Annotated in this window: 11 protein-coding genes; 5 read left to right on the top strand and 6 right to left on the bottom strand. The window is 73.1% G+C overall.

Annotation, left to right across the window (positions count from 1 at the left end):
• From CXR44_RS09870 to CXR44_RS09860, 3 genes are read right to left on the bottom strand one after another with little or no spacing between them, the layout of a single operon-like run.
• Positions 1-912, bottom strand: a complete 912-nt coding sequence (locus CXR44_RS09870) for a hydroxymethylglutaryl-CoA lyase (protein ID WP_101784787.1) — start codon at positions 910-912, stop codon at positions 1-3.
• 1 nt (position 913) lies between these two features.
• The gene (locus tag CXR44_RS09865; protein WP_245899027.1) at positions 914-2,977 is read right to left on the bottom strand and encodes an ATP-binding protein; all 2,064 of its coding nucleotides are present in this window, start codon (positions 2,975-2,977) and stop codon (positions 914-916) included.
• Positions 2,978-2,984: 7 nt separating this feature from the next.
• Positions 2,985-4,565: a carboxyl transferase domain-containing protein gene (locus CXR44_RS09860; RefSeq protein WP_101784783.1), complete on the bottom strand. Its 1,581-nt coding sequence runs from the start codon at positions 4,563-4,565 to the stop codon at positions 2,985-2,987.
• A gap of 65 nt (positions 4,566-4,630) precedes the next feature.
• Between CXR44_RS09860 and CXR44_RS09855 the strand changes: the two genes are divergently transcribed.
• Both CXR44_RS09855 and CXR44_RS09850 read left to right on the top strand, forming a co-directional pair.
• Complete coding sequence (locus CXR44_RS09855) at positions 4,631-5,227, top strand: SACE_7040 family transcriptional regulator (RefSeq protein WP_101784781.1); 597 nt, start codon at positions 4,631-4,633, stop codon at positions 5,225-5,227.
• 259 nt (positions 5,228-5,486) lie between these two features.
• Positions 5,487-5,861 carry a hypothetical protein gene (locus CXR44_RS09850; protein ID WP_101784779.1) on the top strand — a complete coding sequence of 125 codons (375 nt, stop codon included), beginning with the start codon at positions 5,487-5,489 and terminating at the stop codon, positions 5,859-5,861.
• Between the two features lie 54 nt (positions 5,862-5,915).
• On the opposite strand, the gene CXR44_RS09845 is transcribed toward CXR44_RS09850, so the two are convergent.
• On the bottom strand, positions 5,916-7,253 hold the full coding sequence (locus CXR44_RS09845; RefSeq protein WP_101784777.1) for a hypothetical protein: 1,338 nt from the start codon (positions 7,251-7,253) through the stop codon (positions 5,916-5,918).
• Positions 7,254-7,451: 198 nt separating this feature from the next.
• Between CXR44_RS09845 and CXR44_RS09840 the strand changes: the two genes are divergently transcribed.
• The 3 genes from CXR44_RS09840 (at position 7,452) to CXR44_RS09830 (ending at position 12,114) form a co-directional block, all read left to right on the top strand.
• Complete coding sequence (locus tag CXR44_RS09840; protein WP_101784775.1) at positions 7,452-9,671, top strand: thiamine pyrophosphate-dependent enzyme; 2,220 nt, start codon at positions 7,452-7,454, stop codon at positions 9,669-9,671.
• Between the two features lie 120 nt (positions 9,672-9,791).
• Positions 9,792-10,775 (top strand): LacI family DNA-binding transcriptional regulator, encoded by a 984-nt coding sequence (locus CXR44_RS09835; protein WP_101784773.1) that lies wholly within the window; start codon positions 9,792-9,794, stop codon positions 10,773-10,775.
• Positions 10,762-12,114 carry a serine/threonine-protein kinase gene (locus CXR44_RS09830; RefSeq protein ID WP_101784771.1) on the top strand — a complete coding sequence of 451 codons (1,353 nt, stop codon included), beginning with the start codon at positions 10,762-10,764 and terminating at the stop codon, positions 12,112-12,114. Before CXR44_RS09835 ends, CXR44_RS09830 begins: the two co-directional genes overlap by 14 nt.
• Positions 12,115-12,125: 11 nt before the next feature.
• On the opposite strand, the gene CXR44_RS09825 is transcribed toward CXR44_RS09830, so the two are convergent.
• The gene (locus tag CXR44_RS09825) at positions 12,126-13,721 is read right to left on the bottom strand and encodes a cellulase family glycosylhydrolase (protein ID WP_101784769.1); all 1,596 of its coding nucleotides are present in this window, start codon (positions 13,719-13,721) and stop codon (positions 12,126-12,128) included.
• Between the two features lie 8 nt (positions 13,722-13,729).
• Positions 13,730-16,396: a glycoside hydrolase family 48 protein gene (locus CXR44_RS09820; protein ID WP_101784768.1), complete on the bottom strand. Its 2,667-nt coding sequence runs from the start codon at positions 16,394-16,396 to the stop codon at positions 13,730-13,732.
• Positions 16,397-16,499 lie beyond the last annotated feature (103 nt).

Raw genomic sequence — 16,499 nt, 5'->3', positions numbered from 1 at the left:
TCAGCCTTTCGACAGGGCCTGGACGACGCGGGAGGGGCTGGGCCGGCCGAGCAGGCCGGCCAGCCAGGTGCTGGTGGCCACGAGCCGGTCGAGGTCGAGGCCGGTCTCGATGCCCAGGCCGTGCAGCATCCAGACGAGGTCCTCGGTGGCGAGGTTGCCGGTGGCCGACTCCGCGTACGGGCAGCCGCCGATGCCGCCCGTGGAGGCGTCGACGGTGGTGACGCCCGCCCGGAGCGCGGCGAGGGTGTTGGCGAGGGCTTGGCCGTAGGTGTCGTGGAAGTGCACGGCGAGCCGGTCGGGCGCGTCGAACGCCTCGATCAGGTCGGTCACGTGGCCCGGCGTGGCGACGCCGATGGTGTCGCCGAGCGACAGCTCGTAGCAGCCGAGCCCGAGCAGCCGCCGCCCCACGGAGACCACCTGGGCGACGGGCGTCGGCCCCTCCCACGGGTCGCCGAAGCACATCGACACGTACGCCCGCACCCGCACCCCCGCCTCCAGCGCCCGGGCGACCACCGGCTCGAACATGTCGAACTGGCTCTCCAGACTGCGGTTGAGGTTCTTGGCGGCGAACGTCTCGGTGGCGCTGGCGAACACCGCGATCTCGTCCACGCCGTGCGCCAGCGCCCGGTCGAGGCCGCGCTCGTTCGGCACCAGCACCGGGTAGCGGACGCCGGGCCTGCGGTCGAGCCGGCCGAGCAGTTCCTCGGCGTCGGCGAGCTGGGGCACCCACTTCGGGTGGACGAAGCTGGTCGCCTCGATCACCTTGTGCCCCGCGTCGGCCAGCCGGTCGATGAACTCCGCCTTCACCTCGGCCGGCACGGTCACCGGCTCGTTCTGCAGGCCGTCGCGCGGGCCGACCTCGTAGACGGTGACGTGGTGCGGGAGTCCCTCCAGCGGGTACGGGCGGCGCATCTCAGCCTTCCTCTCCGGTGACGGCAGGGTCGACGGCGGGGCCGGCGCCGGGGTTCGCGGCGGCGGGGGTGACGACGGCGAGGACGGCGTCCATGTCGACCGGCTGGCCCGCCTGGACGGGCAGCTCGGCGACCACGCCGCCGACCGGCGCGGTGACGGTGTGCTCCATCTTCATGGCCTCCACGATGACCAGCGGCTGGCCCTCGTCCACCTGCTCGCCCGCCTGCGCCTTGACGACGAGGACGGTGCCGGGCATGGGGCTGCGCACCACGCCGTCGCCGGCCCCGGCCGCGCCGGGCCGGTCGCCCGGGTCGCCGATGAGGTGGCGGGTGACGGCCCAGGCCGCGCCGTCCCGGCCGAGCCAGAGCGTGTCGCCGTGGCGGGCCTGGACGTAGTGGGTGGTGCGGCCGGCGAGGGTGACGGCCAGGCGGGACCCGTCCTGCCGGATCCTGGCCGGGACGGGCGGGACGACCGGCTCGCCGGTGAGCGCCGGGTCCGAGGCCGACACGCCGGACGCCGCCGCGTCCCCGAGGACGCGCACCTCGGCGCCCCGGTGCGGCAGGCCGCGCAGTTGGACGGCGTGCACGCCGTCGCGGGTCTCCAGCCGCCACGTCGTCCATGCCGGCTCGCCGACGCGCCAGCCGTCGGTGACCTCCCACGGGTCGGCGCCCTGGGGCAGGGCGTGGAAGGCGAGGGCGGCGGCGGCCAGCACGTCGCCGGGCGTCTCCACCGCCGGCACGACGTCGGGCAGGATCCGCTCGACCAGCCCGGTGTCGAGGTGACCGGCCCGTACGGCCGGGTGGACGAGAAGGCCGCGCAGGAACGGGACGTTCGTGGTCACGCCGAGCAGCACGGTGTCGGCGAGCGCCCGGTCGAGCCGCCGCAGCGCCTCCTCCCGGGACGGAGCCCAGGCGATCACCTTGGCCAGCATCGGGTCGAACTCGCTGCCCACGACCCCGCCCTCGGCCACCCCGGAGTCGACGCGGACGCCGGACCCGTTCGCGGGCTCGTGGAGCGCCAGGATCGGGCCGCCCGTCGGCAGGAACCCGCGGGCGGGGTCCTCGGCGTACACGCGCGCCTCGACGGCGTGCCCGCGCAGCCGCACGTCGTCCTGGGCGAACGGGAGCGGCTCGCCCGCGGCCACCCGGAGCTGCAGCTCCACCAGGTCGAGACCGGTGACCAGCTCGGTGACCGGGTGCTCCACCTGCAGGCGGGTGTTCATCTCCATGAAGTGGTAGGCGCCGGTCGTGCCGTCCACGATGAACTCGACCGTGCCCGCCCCGGTGTAGCCCACGGCACGGGCCGCCTCCACCGCCGCGGCGCCCATCGCGGCCCGCGTCTCCTCGGTCACGAACGGCGACGGGGCCTCTTCGACGATCTTCTGGTGGCGGCGTTGCAGGCTGCACTCGCGTTCGCCCAGGTGGACGGTGTTGCCATGGGCGTCGGCCAGCACCTGGATCTCGATGTGCCGGGGGTCGGCGACGTAGCGTTCGATGAGCAGCGTGCCGTCGCCGAACGCCGCCCGCGCCGTGCGGCGGGCCGACTCCAGCGCGGCGGGCAACTCCGAGGCGGCGCGGACCAGCACCATGCCCTTGCCGCCGCCGCCCGCCGACGGCTTGATCAGGGCGGGGAAGTCGGTCCACTCCTCCAGGGAGTCACCGGGCTCGGCGCCTCCGGGCACGACGGGGACGCCGGCGGCCGACACGGTCGCCTTGGCGCGGATCTTGTCGCCCATCGCGTCGATCGCGTCCGGGGGCGGGCCGACGAACGCCAGCCCGGCCTCGGCGCAGCGCCTGGCGAACGCGGCGTTCTCGGCGAGGAACCCGTAGCCCGGGTGGACGGCCTGCGCCCCGGACGCGCGGGCCGCCGCCACGATCGCCTCGCCGTCGAGGTATCCGGGGATCTCCAGGGCGAGATCGGCGTCGCGGACGTGCCTGGCCCCGGCGTCGGAGGCGGTGTGCACGGCCACCGAGGTGACGCCGAGCCCGCGCAGCGTGCGGATGATCCGGACCGCGATCTCGCCCCGGTTGGCGACGAGAACGGTGTCGAACATCGAAGAAGCCATGATCGCGTCACATCCGGAAGACGCCGTAGCCGACAGGGGACAGCGGGGCGTTGGCCGCCGCGGAGAGAGCCAGGCCGAGGACGGTGCGGGTGTCGAGGGGGTCGATGACGCCGTCGTCCCAGAGCCGGGCGGTGGAGTAGTAGGGGTTGCCCTGGTGCTCGTACTGGGCGCGGATCGCGTCGGCGTCGGCCCCGTCACCCGGGCGGCCCACGGTGGTGAGCACGTTGGCCGCCTGCTCGCCACCCATGACCGAGATGCGGGCGTTCGGCCACATCCACAGGAAGCGGGGCGAGTACGCCCGCCCGGCCATGGCGTAGTTGCCCGCCCCGAACGACCCGCCGATGACCACGGTGAACTTCGGCACCCTGGCGCAGGAGACGGCCGTGACCATCTTGGCGCCGTGCTTGGCGATGCCGCCCGCCTCGTACGCCTTGCCCACCATGAAGCCGCTGATGTTCTGCAGGAACACCAGCGGGATGCCCCGCTGGTCGCACAGCTCGATGAAGTGGGCGCCCTTCATCGCCGACTCGCTGAACAGGATGCCGTTGTTGGCGATGACGCCGACCGGGTGGCCGTGCAGGTGGGCGAAGCCGGTGACGAGCGTCGGGCCGTACTCGGCCTTGAACTCCAGGAACCGGGACCCGTCGACCAGCCGGGCGATCACCTCGCGCACCTCGTACGGCCGGCGGGTGTCGGCGGGGACGATGCCGTAGAGGTCGCGCGGGTCGTGGCGCGGCTCCTCGGGCGTGGTCGTCGGCCACGGCCGGGGCGGGCGCGGCGCGAGGGTGGAGACGATGTCGCGGACGATGGCCAGCGCGTGCGCGTCGTCCTCGGCCAGGTGGTCGGTGACGCCGCTGACCCGGGCGTGCAGGTCGCCGCCGCCGAGCTCCTCGGCCGTGACCTCCTCGCCGGTGGCCGCCTTCACCAGGGGCGGGCCGCCGAGGAAGATGGTGCCCTGGCCGCGCACGATGACGGCCTCGTCGCTCATCGCCGGCACGTACGCGCCGCCCGCCGTGCAGGACCCGAGGACGGCGGCGATCTGCGGGATGCCGGCCGCGCTCATCGTCGCCTGGTTGTAGAAGATGCGGCCGAAATGGTCGCGGTCGGGGAACACCTCGTCCTGCCGCGGCAGGAACGCGCCGCCGGAGTCGACGAGGTAGACGCACGGCAGGCGGTTGTGCAGCGCCACCTCCTGCGCGCGCAGGTGCTTCTTGACGGTGATCGGGTAGTAGGTGCCGCCCTTGACGGTGGCGTCGTTGGCCACGATCACGCACTCGCGCCCGGAGACCCGGCCGACTCCGGTGATGATCCCGGCGGCGGGCGCCTGGTCGTCGTAGAGACCGTTGGCGGCCAGCGGCGACAGCTCCAGGAAGCGCGAGCCCGGGTCGAGCAGGCCGTCCACCCGGTCGCGCGGCAGCAGCTTGCCCCGCTCGACGTGGCGGCGGCGCGACCGCTCGGGCCCGCCGAGGGCCGTCGTGGCCAGCCGGTCGAGCAGCTCGGCGGCGAGGCGCTCGTTGTGCTCGGTGTTGCGCTTGAAGGTCTCGCCGCCGGGGTCGGCGGACGACTTCAGCACAGGCCAGTCGCTCATGACTCCCCTCTCACCATGCGGACGATGTTAGTCATCATTAACGTAACCGTCTACCATGTGAGACCGTGACGACTGTCCGGACCCCTACCCGCAATCGGGGCAACAGGCGCGCGGAGATCCTCGCCGCCGCCGCGACGCTGTTCGCCGCCCGCGGCTTCCACGGGGTCTCCATCGAGGACATCGGGGCCGCCGTCGGCGTCTCGGGCCCGGCGCTCTACCGGCACTTCAGCGGCAAGGAGGCGCTGCTGGCCGAGATGCTGCTCGACGTCAGCTCGCGGCTGCGCGAGTCCGCCGCGGCCGTCGTCACGGCCCGGACGGGGCCCGAGGAGACGCTGGACGCGCTGCTCGACGTCCAGATCATCTTCGCCCTGGAGCAGCCGGCGCTGATCACCGTGCACGACCGGGAGCTGGGCAACGTGCCGGAGCCGCAGCGGCGGCAGATCAGGCGGCTGCAGCGGCTCTACGTCGAGGAGTGGGTGACCGTGCTGGCCGAGCTGCATCCGGGCTGCCCGCCGCCGCGGCTGCGCGCGGCGACGCACGCGGTGTTCGGACTGCTCAACTCGACGCCGCACAGCGCGGGCGAGCTGTCGGCACGGGCGATGCGCCCGTTGCTGCGCGCCATGGCGCGGGCCGCGATCGGCGCCTCGGCCGCCACCGGCTGACGCCTCGCGCGGAGGCTTCGTTAACGCTCGCTAACACACTCTCCGGGCCCGGCCGCGGCGCCCGGGCGGGGCGACCCGCAGGGGCACACACTTTCGAACTCGATGTGCGACGGGGCGGTCACGTACGGTAGCTTTCTCTCGCTGCCGGCGTGCATCATCCACCCCCCCTTGAAAGGAACGCCCAATGCTTGACCTCGAGGCGGAAGTTCTCGACCTGAAGACGCGGGTCGGGGTTCTCGAAACGAATAGCCTGAGCGGCATGCCTGGTACCACCATCGCCGAGCGGTTCACGTCCCTGCACGACCGCGTGGACGCCATGGGCCGCAACCTCCTCGACCAGCTCGACCGTCGCTTCACCGTGCTGGACGGGCGGATCACCGACACGCGCGCCGAGATGAGGCGCGGCTTCGAGCAGGTGAACGCGCGGCTGGACCTGATCGACCTGAGGTTCGAGCAGGTCGACGCGCGGTTCGAGGAGATCGACGCGCGGTTCGAGAAGATCGACGCGCGATTCGAGAGGATCGAGGGCGACATCGCCGATCTCAAGAGCGACGTCGCCGATCTCAAGAGCGGGATGACCGACATCAAGTCCATGCTCGTCAGCCTGGGCGCCAAGGTGCCCGAGCAGAACTGACGCACGCGGAGGCCCGGGCCGCGCGGGCCCGGGCCTCCGTGGTGTGCGGCGTGGTTACCGCCTGACGCGGACGTAGTCCGTGCCGCTGTGGTCGCCGTGGGTGTCGTCGTCACCGCGGAAGACGAACTTCCAGGTGCCGGACCTGGAGGCCTTGGTCCTGGTCGACAGCTTGCCGCCGTCGTCCGACCACGTGGTCTTCACGTACTTCCACGTACGCGAGCCGGCGGCCTTGAACCACAGCTGGACCTTGCCCTCGTAGCCCTCCCAGGCCCCTTCGTCGTCCACCTGCAGCAGGCCCTTGAACTTCAGGTACGTGCCGCGCTTGACGGGCTCCGGGTAGGCGTTGAAGGCGAGGACGCGGGTGTCGGCCTTGGCCGGCGGGGCGGGCTGGACGACACGGACGAAGTCCGCGCCGCTGCTGGTGCCGTCGACGCCCCGGGTGCCCCGGTACGCCGCGCGCCACCAGCCCGACCTCTCGGCGGTGGCCGACGCCCAGAAGCGGCCGTCACGGCCGGTCACGTCACCGGTGACGCGCTCCCACCGGCTGGAGCCGGCGGCCTTGAAGAGGATGTCGACCCGCTGGCCGGGCAGCCCGCGCCAGCCCTCGACCTGCAGGGTGCCGGACAGGCGGAGCCGGTCGCCCTTGTCGACCGGCTCGGGACGGGCGTCGAAGCCGGTGATCCGGCTGTCGCGGTCGCCGTGCCTGACGTCGACACGGTCGGTGTCGCTGACGGAGCCGCGGGCGACGGCGTTGCCGTCGAACTCGGCCCGCCACCAGCCGGTGGCCTCGGCCTCGACCCGGGCGCCGAACCAGCCGCCGCGGCCGGTCCTGACCTTGGCGACGTGCCGGTAGGCGTCGGTGCCCTTCTCACGGAAGGTCAGGGTGACGGTCTGTCCGTCATAGCCCTTGCCCTCGGCGAGGAGCCGGCCGGACAGGCGCAGCCGCTCGCCCCGCACGACCTTGTCGGGGTCGGCGTCGAAGTCGGCGACCTTGGTGTCGAGGGCCTTCCTGACCTCGAACGCCCCGTCGGAGGACTTCTCGCCGTCGCCGTGGGCGATGGCGAGCAGGTTCCACCTGCCGGTGTCCTTGGCGTCGAAGGTCTTGGTGCCGGTCCACTTGGTCCACTGGCCGTGGGGGGACGGCTTGAGCTCGACGGGGGTGCCGACGCTCACCTGACCGGGGGCCTTGAGCTGGAGCTCGGCCTTGCCCGCGGACTTCGTGGTGAACGTGAAGGTCGCCGTGACGGGCTTGTCGAAGATGACGAGCGGTGCGGGACTCACGCTCACTTTCGAGATGCTCGGCGCCTCGGCCGCCGCCGCGGGCGAGGTGATGACGAGGGTGGCGGCGCTCATCGCCAGGGCGATGCCGGCCGCGTGGACGCGTCGTAACATGCCGGGTTCCTTTCACCAGATCCCAGTGGGAAACGCGGCAGTGAGGGTGCCACGTAATACACCCAGTAGACGCCAAAAACCCCCTTTAGGTTCACAAATCTGACAAGTTCCTTGTGATCCGGGTCAATCGGGCAGGTCGTGAACATGTCCGGACCGACGGGGAGACGCGAGCCGTCCGGTGAGGACATAATCGGGTTCGTGGCGCGGGACACAGTTGAGACTCACTTCATCCAGGCGGTCACGACGCTGGAGGCGGGCACGGCCCGCGATCCCGGCCGTCCTCTTCGCGAGGGGGGCCCACTGACCGGCGAGTTGTGCCGCACGCTGTTCCAGCGTCAGGTGGACAGCCGGCTCCTCGACATCGCGGCCCGCTGGCTGCGCGCGCAGGGCGAGGGCTTCTACACGATCGGCTCGGCGGGCCACGAGGGCAACGCCGCCGTCGCCGCCGCGCTGCGGCCCACGGACCCGGCGCTGCTGCACTACCGGTCGGGCGCCTTCTACCTGACGCGCTCCGAGCAGGCGGGGCGGCTGCCCGACGAGGGGCTGCGCGACGTGCTGATGGGCCTGGCCGCCTCGGTCGAGGAGCCGATCGCGGGCGGGCGGCACAAGGTGTTCGGCCATCCCGATCTGGCCGTCATCCCGCAGACCTCGACGATCGCCAGCCACCTGCCGCGCGCCGTGGGCGTGGCCTTCGCCATCGAGCGGGCCCGCGCGCTGGACGTGCGCTCGCCCTGGCCCCGTGACGCGGTCGCGGTGTGCAGCTTCGGCGACGCCTCGCTCAACCACGCGACGGCGCTGACCGGCCTCAACACCGCCGCCTACGCCACCTACCAGGGTCAGGCGATGCCGATCCTGTTCGTCTGCGAGGACAACGGCATCGGCATCAGCGTCCGCACCCCCCGGGGCTGGGTGGAGGCGGCGGCCCGCCGCCCCGGCGTCGAGTACTTCTCCGCCGACGGCTGCGACCTCGCCGACTCCTACGCCGCCGCCGTCCGGGCGGTGGAGCACGTGCGCACCCGCCGCTCCCCCGCGTTCCTGCACCTGTCCACCGTCCGGCTGATGGGGCACGCCGGCTCCGACGTCGAGTCGGCCTACCGCACGCAGCGGGAGCTGCGCGCCGACCTGGAGCGCGACCCACTGGTGGGCACCGCCCGGCTGCTCGTGGCGGCCGGGCTGGTCACGCCGGAGGAGCTGCTGCGCTCGTACGAGTCGGCGCGCGAGCACGTGCTGCGCCTGGCCCTGGAGACCACGCGGCGGCCCCGCCTGGGCTCGGCCGAGGAGGTCATGCGGCCGCTGGCGCCCAGGCGGCCCGACATGATCGCCAAGATCGCGCCCGTCGCGGCCGAGGCCACGGTGCGGGAGAAGGCGTTCGCCGGATCCCTGCCCGAGGCCGACAAGCCGATGACGCTCTCACAGTCGATCAACCGCACGCTCGCCGACGCCCTGGCGGTCCACCCGGAGATGATGGTCTTCGGCGAGGACGTGGCCAAGAAGGGCGGCGTCTACGGGGTGACCAGGGGCCTGCAGAAGAGGTTCGGCCCCGGACGCGTCTTCGACACCCACCTCGACGAGCAGGCGATCCTCGGGCTGGCGCTCGGCTCGTCGGTGTCGGGCATGCTGCCGGTGCCGGAGATCCAGTATCTCGCCTACCTGCACAACGCGCTCGACCAGATCCGCGGTGAGGCGGCCACGCTGTCGTTCTTCTCCCAGGGCTCCTACGTCAACCCGATGGTGGTCAGGGTGGCCGGCTACGCCTACCAGAAGGGGTTCGGCGGCCACTTCCACAACGACAACGCCGTCGCCGCGCTCCGCGACATCCCGGGGCTGGTCATCGCCTCGCCGGCGCGGCCCGACGACGCCGCCTCGATGCTGCGCACCTGCCTGGCCGCCGCCCGCACCCAGGGGTCGGTCTGCGTGTTCCTGGAGCCGATCGCGCTCTACAACACCAGGGACCTGTTCGAGGACGGCGACGGCGGCTGGCTGGCGCCGTACGTGCCGCCCGCTCGCTGGAGCGAGACGCACGTGCCGATCGGGCGGGCGCGCTCCTACGGCGACGGGCGCGACCTGACGATCGTGACCTTCGGCAACGGGCTGCGGATGAGCCTGCGCGCCGCCGTCCGGCTCACCCAGGAGGGCTACGGCTGCCGGGTGCTCGACCTGCGCTGGCTGGCGCCGTTGCCGGTGGACGACCTGCTGCGGGCGGCGGAGCTGACGGGCAAGGTGCTGATCGCCGACGAGACCCGGCGCACCGGCGGGGTGTCCGAAGGGATCGCGACCGAGCTGCTCGACGCGGGCTTCTCCGGGGAGATCGACCGGGTCACCTCGGCTGACAGCTTCATTCCGCTGGGCGAGGCCGCGCACCACGTTCTGCTGTCGGAGGAGGAGATCGAGCAGGCCGCCCGCAAGCTGCTGGGATGAGCGGCATGCCCCGCACGGGCGGGGGTGCGGAGCGTTCGCGATGGTGACTGCATCTGTTAACAAGGCGGAAACACTGGTAGTTTAGGGAGCGCTCCCAACAGATCTTGGGCCAGGTGCATCGTGACCGATCTGCCCACGCTCGCGCAGGTAGCAGCCGAGGCCGGTGTCTCCCCCGCGACCGCCTCGCGGGTCTTGACTGGCACGGTCAGGGTCAGCACGTCGACCCGCCGCCAGGTGTACGACGCCATGTCCCGGCTGGGCTACGTACGGCACCGCGCCCCGCGCGGGACGCCCGCCCGGCGGAGGGCCGGCGGCGTGGCCGTGGTCATCTGCGACCATCTCCACCGGTTGTTCTCCGACCCGTACTACGCGCGGTTCCTGTCGGCCAGCGGCGACGTGCTGGCGGAGCTGGGCCTGCCGCTCATGGTGATGACCGTGCCGCCGGCCGATCCGGGCGCGCTGCCGGTGCTGACCGGCTCGGCCGACGGGGTGCTGCTGATCGCGGCGCGCGAGCGGCATCCGCTGGCGATCACGCTGTCGACGTCGGGGGTGGCGGTGCGCGGCATCGGCCGCCCGCCCGACGACGTGAAGGTGCCCTACGCCGACGTGGACAACCGCGACGGCGCCCGGCAGGCGGCCGAGCACCTGCTGCTGGCCGGCCGGCGGACGATCGGCGTGGTCTCCGGCCCGCCCACGCTGCCCGCGGCGCAGGACCGGTTGGAGGGGTTCGTCGCCACCCTGCGCGAGGCGGGGCTGCCCGACCCGCCGGTGGCGTACGGTGACTTCGCCCTGCCGTCGGGCACCCACGCGACGCAGTGGCTGCTGCGGCGCGCGCCCGGGCTGGACGCGGTGTTCTGCGCCTCCGACCTGATGGCGGCCGGCGCCATGCACGCGCTGGCGCGGGCCGGGCGCCGGGTGCCGGACGACGTCGCGGTCATCGGGTTCGACGACGCGCCGGTGGCGCGGCGGGTCACCCCGGCGCTGACGACGGTCCGCCAGCCGGTGGAGGAGCTGGCCTCGATCGCCACCCGGCTGCTGCTGTCCGGCACCGCCTCGGTCAACCCGATCCTGCCCGCGGAGCTGATCGTCCGTGATTCGGCATGAGCCGGGCGACGTCCTGGCGCGCAGGTACGTCCTGCTGGAGCGCATCGCCACGGGCGGCACGTCGGTGCTGTGGCGGGCGCACGACCGGGCGCTGGAGCGGCTCGTCGCGGTGAAGGTGCTCCAGGAGGAGCGGGAGCTCGCCCGCAAGGAGGCGAGGACGACGGCCCGCCTGGCGCATCCGGACGCGATCGAGGTCTACGACTACGGCGAGACGGTGACGGCGCAGGGCCGGGTGGCGGCGTTCGTGGTGCTGCGCCTGCTCGACGGGGTGCCGCTGGCCGAGCGGCTGCTGGCCGGGCCGCTGCCGTGGCGGGAGGCGGTGGCGACGGCGGCGCGGGTGGCCCGGGTCCTGGAGGCGGCGCACGAGCAGGGCATCGTGCACCGCGACGTCTCCGCCGAGAACGTGCTGCTGACCGCGTCGGGCCCGAAGCTGCTGGACTTCGGCATCGCCGCCGTGGCCGGCGACCCGGACGACGAGCGGGGGACGCCGCCGTACGTCTCGCCCGAACGGGTCACGGGGGCGCCCGTGCATCCGGCGGCCGACGTGTACGCCCTGGGCGTCCTGCTCCACCAGATGCTGACCGGCGTCACGCCGTACCCGGAGACCACGTGGGAGGAGCTGGAGACGGCCCGCAGGACGGCACCGGGGCCGCGACCGGCAGGGGTGCCGTACGAGCCGGCGGTGCTGTGCCAGCGCTGTCTCGACCCGGATCCCGCGGCGCGGCCCGCCGCCCGGGAGGTGGCCGAGCGGCTCACCCGGACGCTGGCGAGGGCGCGGCTCGGCCGCGGGCTGCGGCGCGGGGCCACGGCGGTGGCGCTGGCGGCGTTCGCCGGGACGGCGCTGTGGCTCGTACCCGAGTGGCCGTCGCGAGAGGCGGGCCCCCGGTCTCCGGCGGTGGCCGACGGCCGGTCACCTGCCGTGCCCCGGGCCACACCCCCCGCCGCGCCGTCCTCCGGCGCACCCCCGGCGACCACGTCCTCGCCCGCGGCGCCCCCGGCGGGATCCGAGCCTGGGCGGCAGGAGCCGTCCACCCGCCTTCCCCCCACCGCTCCGCTCGTCTCCGCCTCCCCCGGCTACGCCCTCGTGTCACGGTCGCTGCCCCGGGCCGTGGACCGCTTCCACGGCGCGCTGGCCGCGGGTGCGGCCGCCGGGCGGATCAGGTCCGACGTGGCGCTGGACCTGCGGCAGTCGCTGGCGCACGCGGCCTCGGCCCGGCAGGTCGCCGAGGTGCGCCGCAAGCTGGACGACCGGCTGCGGGAGGGAGCGGTCGAGCCGGGGCTGAGCGGCGATCTCGACGGGTTGCTCGCCGAGATCGCCGCCGTCTTCCGGCCCGCCTGAACCCCGGGATCTCAGGGCGCCGCCACGCAGGCGTAGCCGGTGGGTACGGCGCCGTCGCCGCCCGGCCGGGCCGCCTGGAAGCCGAACGTGGTGGCGGCGCCCGGCGCCAGCCGGCCGTTGTAGGCGAGGTTGCGGGCGGTGATGGTCTGCCCGCTCATCGACACGGCGGCGTTCCACGACCCGGTGACGGTGTGGCCGGCCGGCAGGGTGAGCGTCACCGTCCACCCGGTGGTGGCCGAGTCGCCGTCGTTGGTGACGGTGACGGGCTGGACCACGTAGCCGGTGCCCCACTGGCTCTGCACGGTGCCGGTGACGGCGCAGCCGGCGTCACCGGAGCCGCCCGGCGTGGTGACGGTGACCGTGTTCGACACCGGCGAGGTGTTGCCGGCGCCGTCACGGGCCCGCACCTGGAACCGGTAGGTGGTCTCCGGCGACAGGCCGGTGGCGGTGAAGCGGGTCGCCGCCGTCGTGCCGGCCACGGCGAACGGCCCCGACGCGCCGGCCCGCAACACGTCGTAGCCGGTGACGCCGGTGTCGTCGGTGGACGCCGTCCAGGTCAGCGTGGCGCCGCCCGCCGTCACGCCGGAGGCGGCGAGGTCCGCCGGCGCGGTGGGCGGGCCGGTGTCGCCGGAGCCGCCGTAGACGGCCGCCTCGCGGGCGGTCGCCCGGACGCCGTCGGGCCCGTTGAACAGCCGCTCGCCCCAGGGGGTGAGCCGGGCCGGGTCGAACGAGGTGACCTGGTCGAGGTACTCGACGCCGCCGCCGTTCCCGCTCCACGACCAGCCCAGGTAGCCGAGGCCGCGGCTCTGCGCCTGGGCGAGGATGGTGTCCTCGTCGGGGTCGCCGTCGGAGTGCAGGTGCCCGAACTCCCCGATCACCAGGGGCAGCCCGGCCGTGCGGAAGGCGTCCAGGTAGGCGGTGATCTCGGCGGCCGTGTCGTACACGCCGTACATGTGGACGGAGAAGACGACGTTGCGGCGCGGGTCCGCCGCCAGCACCGTGGCCGCGTCGTCGCGCATCACGCCCTGCCAGTCCTGCCCCCAGTTGGGGGCGTCGACCATGATGAGGTGCTCGAACCCGGCCTCGCGCAGCCGGGTGACGGCGGCGGACGTGGCCTGGGTCCAGCCGGGCGTGACGGCGTTGTTGCCGAACGGCTCGTTGCCGATGTTGACGACGACGTGGTTCTCCTGGCCGGCCAGCACGCTCTTCAGGCCGATCCAGTAGGTGACGGCCTGGTCGAGGGTGTAGGCGCCGCTCTGCTCGCCGTACCCGGTGGTGTCGTGGTTCTCCAGCACGCAGATCAGCCGGTTCTGCTTGCACAGGGCGATGACGCCGGCCACGTCGTCCGCGGTGTTGGGGGTCCAGCGGCCGCCGCTGAGCACGACGCGGACGGTGTTGGCGCCTGCCGCCTTGATGGCGGCGAAGGAGCTCGTCTGGGACGCGTACCAGGTGTGGGCGTGGTTGGTGCCGCGCATGACGAAGGGGCTGCCGTCGGCCTCGATGACCCGGGTCCCACTGACCCGCAGCCCGGTCGCGGCGGACGCGGGCTGCGGGGCCGGCACCAGGGCCGCGAGCAGAGCGAGGAGTGCGGCGATTCTCGTGCCCATCCGTGCGGTCATCCGTTCGGGAAGAGGGTGCCGTAGTCGGCCGCCGCCATGGCGACGTCGGCCTGCGCCCAGAAACGGTGATAGGTGAACGTCGGCGCGGGGCCGCCGTCGAGGTGGTCCTGGACCTTGTCCCAGTCCGGGTCGTCCTTGTAGAAGGAGCGGATGTCGAGGAACGTCCTTCCGGCGCTGATCGCGTCGCCGTTGGGCATGGTGCCGGTGTAGCCCGGCGGGATGTACAGGCCGGTGTTCGTGGCGTCGTCGTGGCGGTCGTCGAAGCGGCTGTAGTCGGCCCGGGTCTCGGTCACGCCGACGCCCTTGGCGTCCTTGTGGGCGAGCATGCCGTCGATGAGCCTCTTGGCCCCCGCCTTGGCGGCGGCGTTGCCCGACTTGGCGGCGTACCAGGTGAGGGTGCGGGCGTAGGCGGCGGTCGCGCCGACGTCGGTCGTGTGGTTGACCACGGTGACGTGCAGGCCCGGGTTGGGTCCGGGACCGCCGGGGCTGCCGGTGTAGCTGGCGGCGGGGGCGCCGGACCAGGTCATGTCGTTGGGGATGCGGTAGCTGTCGCCCGGTCCGAAGGTGGTGTTGGCCAGCGCCCAGGGCACCCACTTGTCCAGGACGGCCTTGGCCTTGGCGTCGCCGGTGACGTGGTAGTACTCGGCGACGCGCTCCAGCGACCAGACCTGGAAGCCGAACCACCGGTTGCTCGGCGGGTCGTGGTAGACGGGCTGGTGGTCGTAGGCCCAGCCGTGGAAGGTGGGGGTGCCGGCCGGAGGCTGCTCGTAGTCGCCGTTCCAGCTGTTGGTCGCGCCGCCGGCGATGCCGCCCTCGGCGGACTGGAGCCACAGGTAGGAGTCGAGCTGCCGCTGCAGGCTCGTCTGCCAGTCGGAGGCGGCCGTCGGCGACTGCGGGCGCAGGGCGGACGGCCCGGCCGGTGACAGCACCCACGCGGCGAACGGGTTCTGGTAGCCCTGGTGCCAGGAGCTGGATCCGACGCGCCACGCCCAGGAGCCGCCGGTGTCGCCGCCCCAGGCGTAGTACCAGGTCAGCATGTACGACGAGCTGCTCTTGCCGGTGCCGGCCGGGCACGAGGTCGAGGTGCAGCCGGGGTTCTTGAAGTACTTGTCGTAGAAGGCGTACCGGAGGTAGTCGCCCATCTTGGCGGCCTTGGCCAGGGTGGAGCTGATCTGCGACTGCTTGCCCTGCGCGGTGGCCCAGGTCAGCGCCCAGTAGGCGACCTGGACGGCGCGGGCGTCGGCGTCGGGGGCGTTGGTGTAGCGCCACTGGTTGGCGCCGCCGCCCTGGATGAACAGCGGCGGGTAGCCGGCTCCGGGCTTGCCGAAGCGGCCGGTCTCGCACGACGGGTGGGCGACGGTCTCCCAGGCCGACTCCTGCGGGCCGCGCTGGAAGGTGTTGATGTAGGTGACGCGCTTGGTGTTGTCGCCGCACTCGGTCCGGTCGGCGCCGCGGCCCGTGCCGTAGCCGTAGACGTCGTCCACGTCGAGCAGCCAGTGCATGCCGTAGATGTCGCGGGTGCCGTACGTGCTCTGCAGCTCGCCGGCGAGCGGGTCCTGGCCGACGGGGACGCCGGTGCTGAGCGCCACCGGGTACTGGCTGGGGCGGGGCCGTTCGGGGGCGTAGTCGGCGGGGTCGTTCGGGTTGTAGGCGGCGTTGCCGGGCTGGGCGGCCGCGGACGGGATGATGTACTGCTCCATCACGTTCCAGGCGTTGTTGAACGGGGCCCAGTTGCCGGTGACCCTGCCGTACTGGGCCTCCAGCCACAGCCAGAAGCTGAACGCCTCGGAGGTGGTCTCGTGGCCGTGGTCGGGCGCCTCGACGATGAGCGTCTCGACGGAGTGGTACGGGATGCCCTCCGGCGAGAAGTACCCGTTCGCCGGGTCCTTGATCTTGTTGTACTGGGTGGTGAACTCCGTCAGGTAGGGGTTCTGCGGCACGTCGTCGTCGGCCTCGGTGGCGGTGACGGTGACGCTGCTCAGGCCGCTGGAGGCGACGGCGATCGTACGGCTGCCGTTCGTGGTGTCGGCGTCCTGGGCGGCGGAGACGGTGACGTTCTGGACGGTGTTCCAGGTGGTCGGGGTGAAGGTGAGGCTCGCCCCGCCGGTGACGGTCAGGTCGGCGTCGCCGCCGCCGGCGGTGGAGGTGACGGTGACGTTGCCGGACGGCTGGGCGGCCAGGCGGACGGCGTAGGTGGCGCTGCCGCCCTCGGGGACGGTGACCGCGGCGGGCGTGACCTGGATGGCCTGCTCGCCGGGGTTGCCGGTGCCGCCGTCGCAGGTGACGCCGTTGACGGCGAAGGACGTGGGGTTGGTGTTGGTGCCGGTGTAGGTGCCGTTGAAGCCGATGGTCCACCGGGCTCCGGTGGCCTGGTTGCCGTTGTAGGAGACGTTGGTGGCGGTGACGTCCTTGCCCGACTGCGTCCAGTTGGCCGACCAGCCGTTGGTCACCTGCTGGGTGCCGGGCCAGGTGTAGGTCAGGCGCCAGTTCGTCAGCGGGTCGCCGGTGTTGGTGATGGTGACGTTGGCGCCGAAGCCGCCGCCGCCGTCCCATGCCTTGACGTACGTCACCGAGCAGCCGACGGCCGCGTGCGCCACGCCGACGAGCGCCGTGGACAGGCTCAGCAGCAGGACGCCGAGCGCGGTGAGGAAGCGGTGTCTCATGGAGGTCCTCTCGGACGAGGTGGGAGCGCTCCCATAAGCTGGGGTTACGTGGATGGTAGGCGGGGGTCAGCCGCCCGCCCAGGCGGCTCGGCCACTCGGGCGT

The organism is Nonomuraea indica (assembly GCF_002850745.1).
In the GTDB taxonomy this organism is placed as follows: Bacteria; Actinomycetota; Actinomycetes; order Streptosporangiales; family Streptosporangiaceae; genus Nonomuraea; species Nonomuraea indica.
This window is presented reverse-complemented; position numbering and strand designations above follow the sequence as displayed.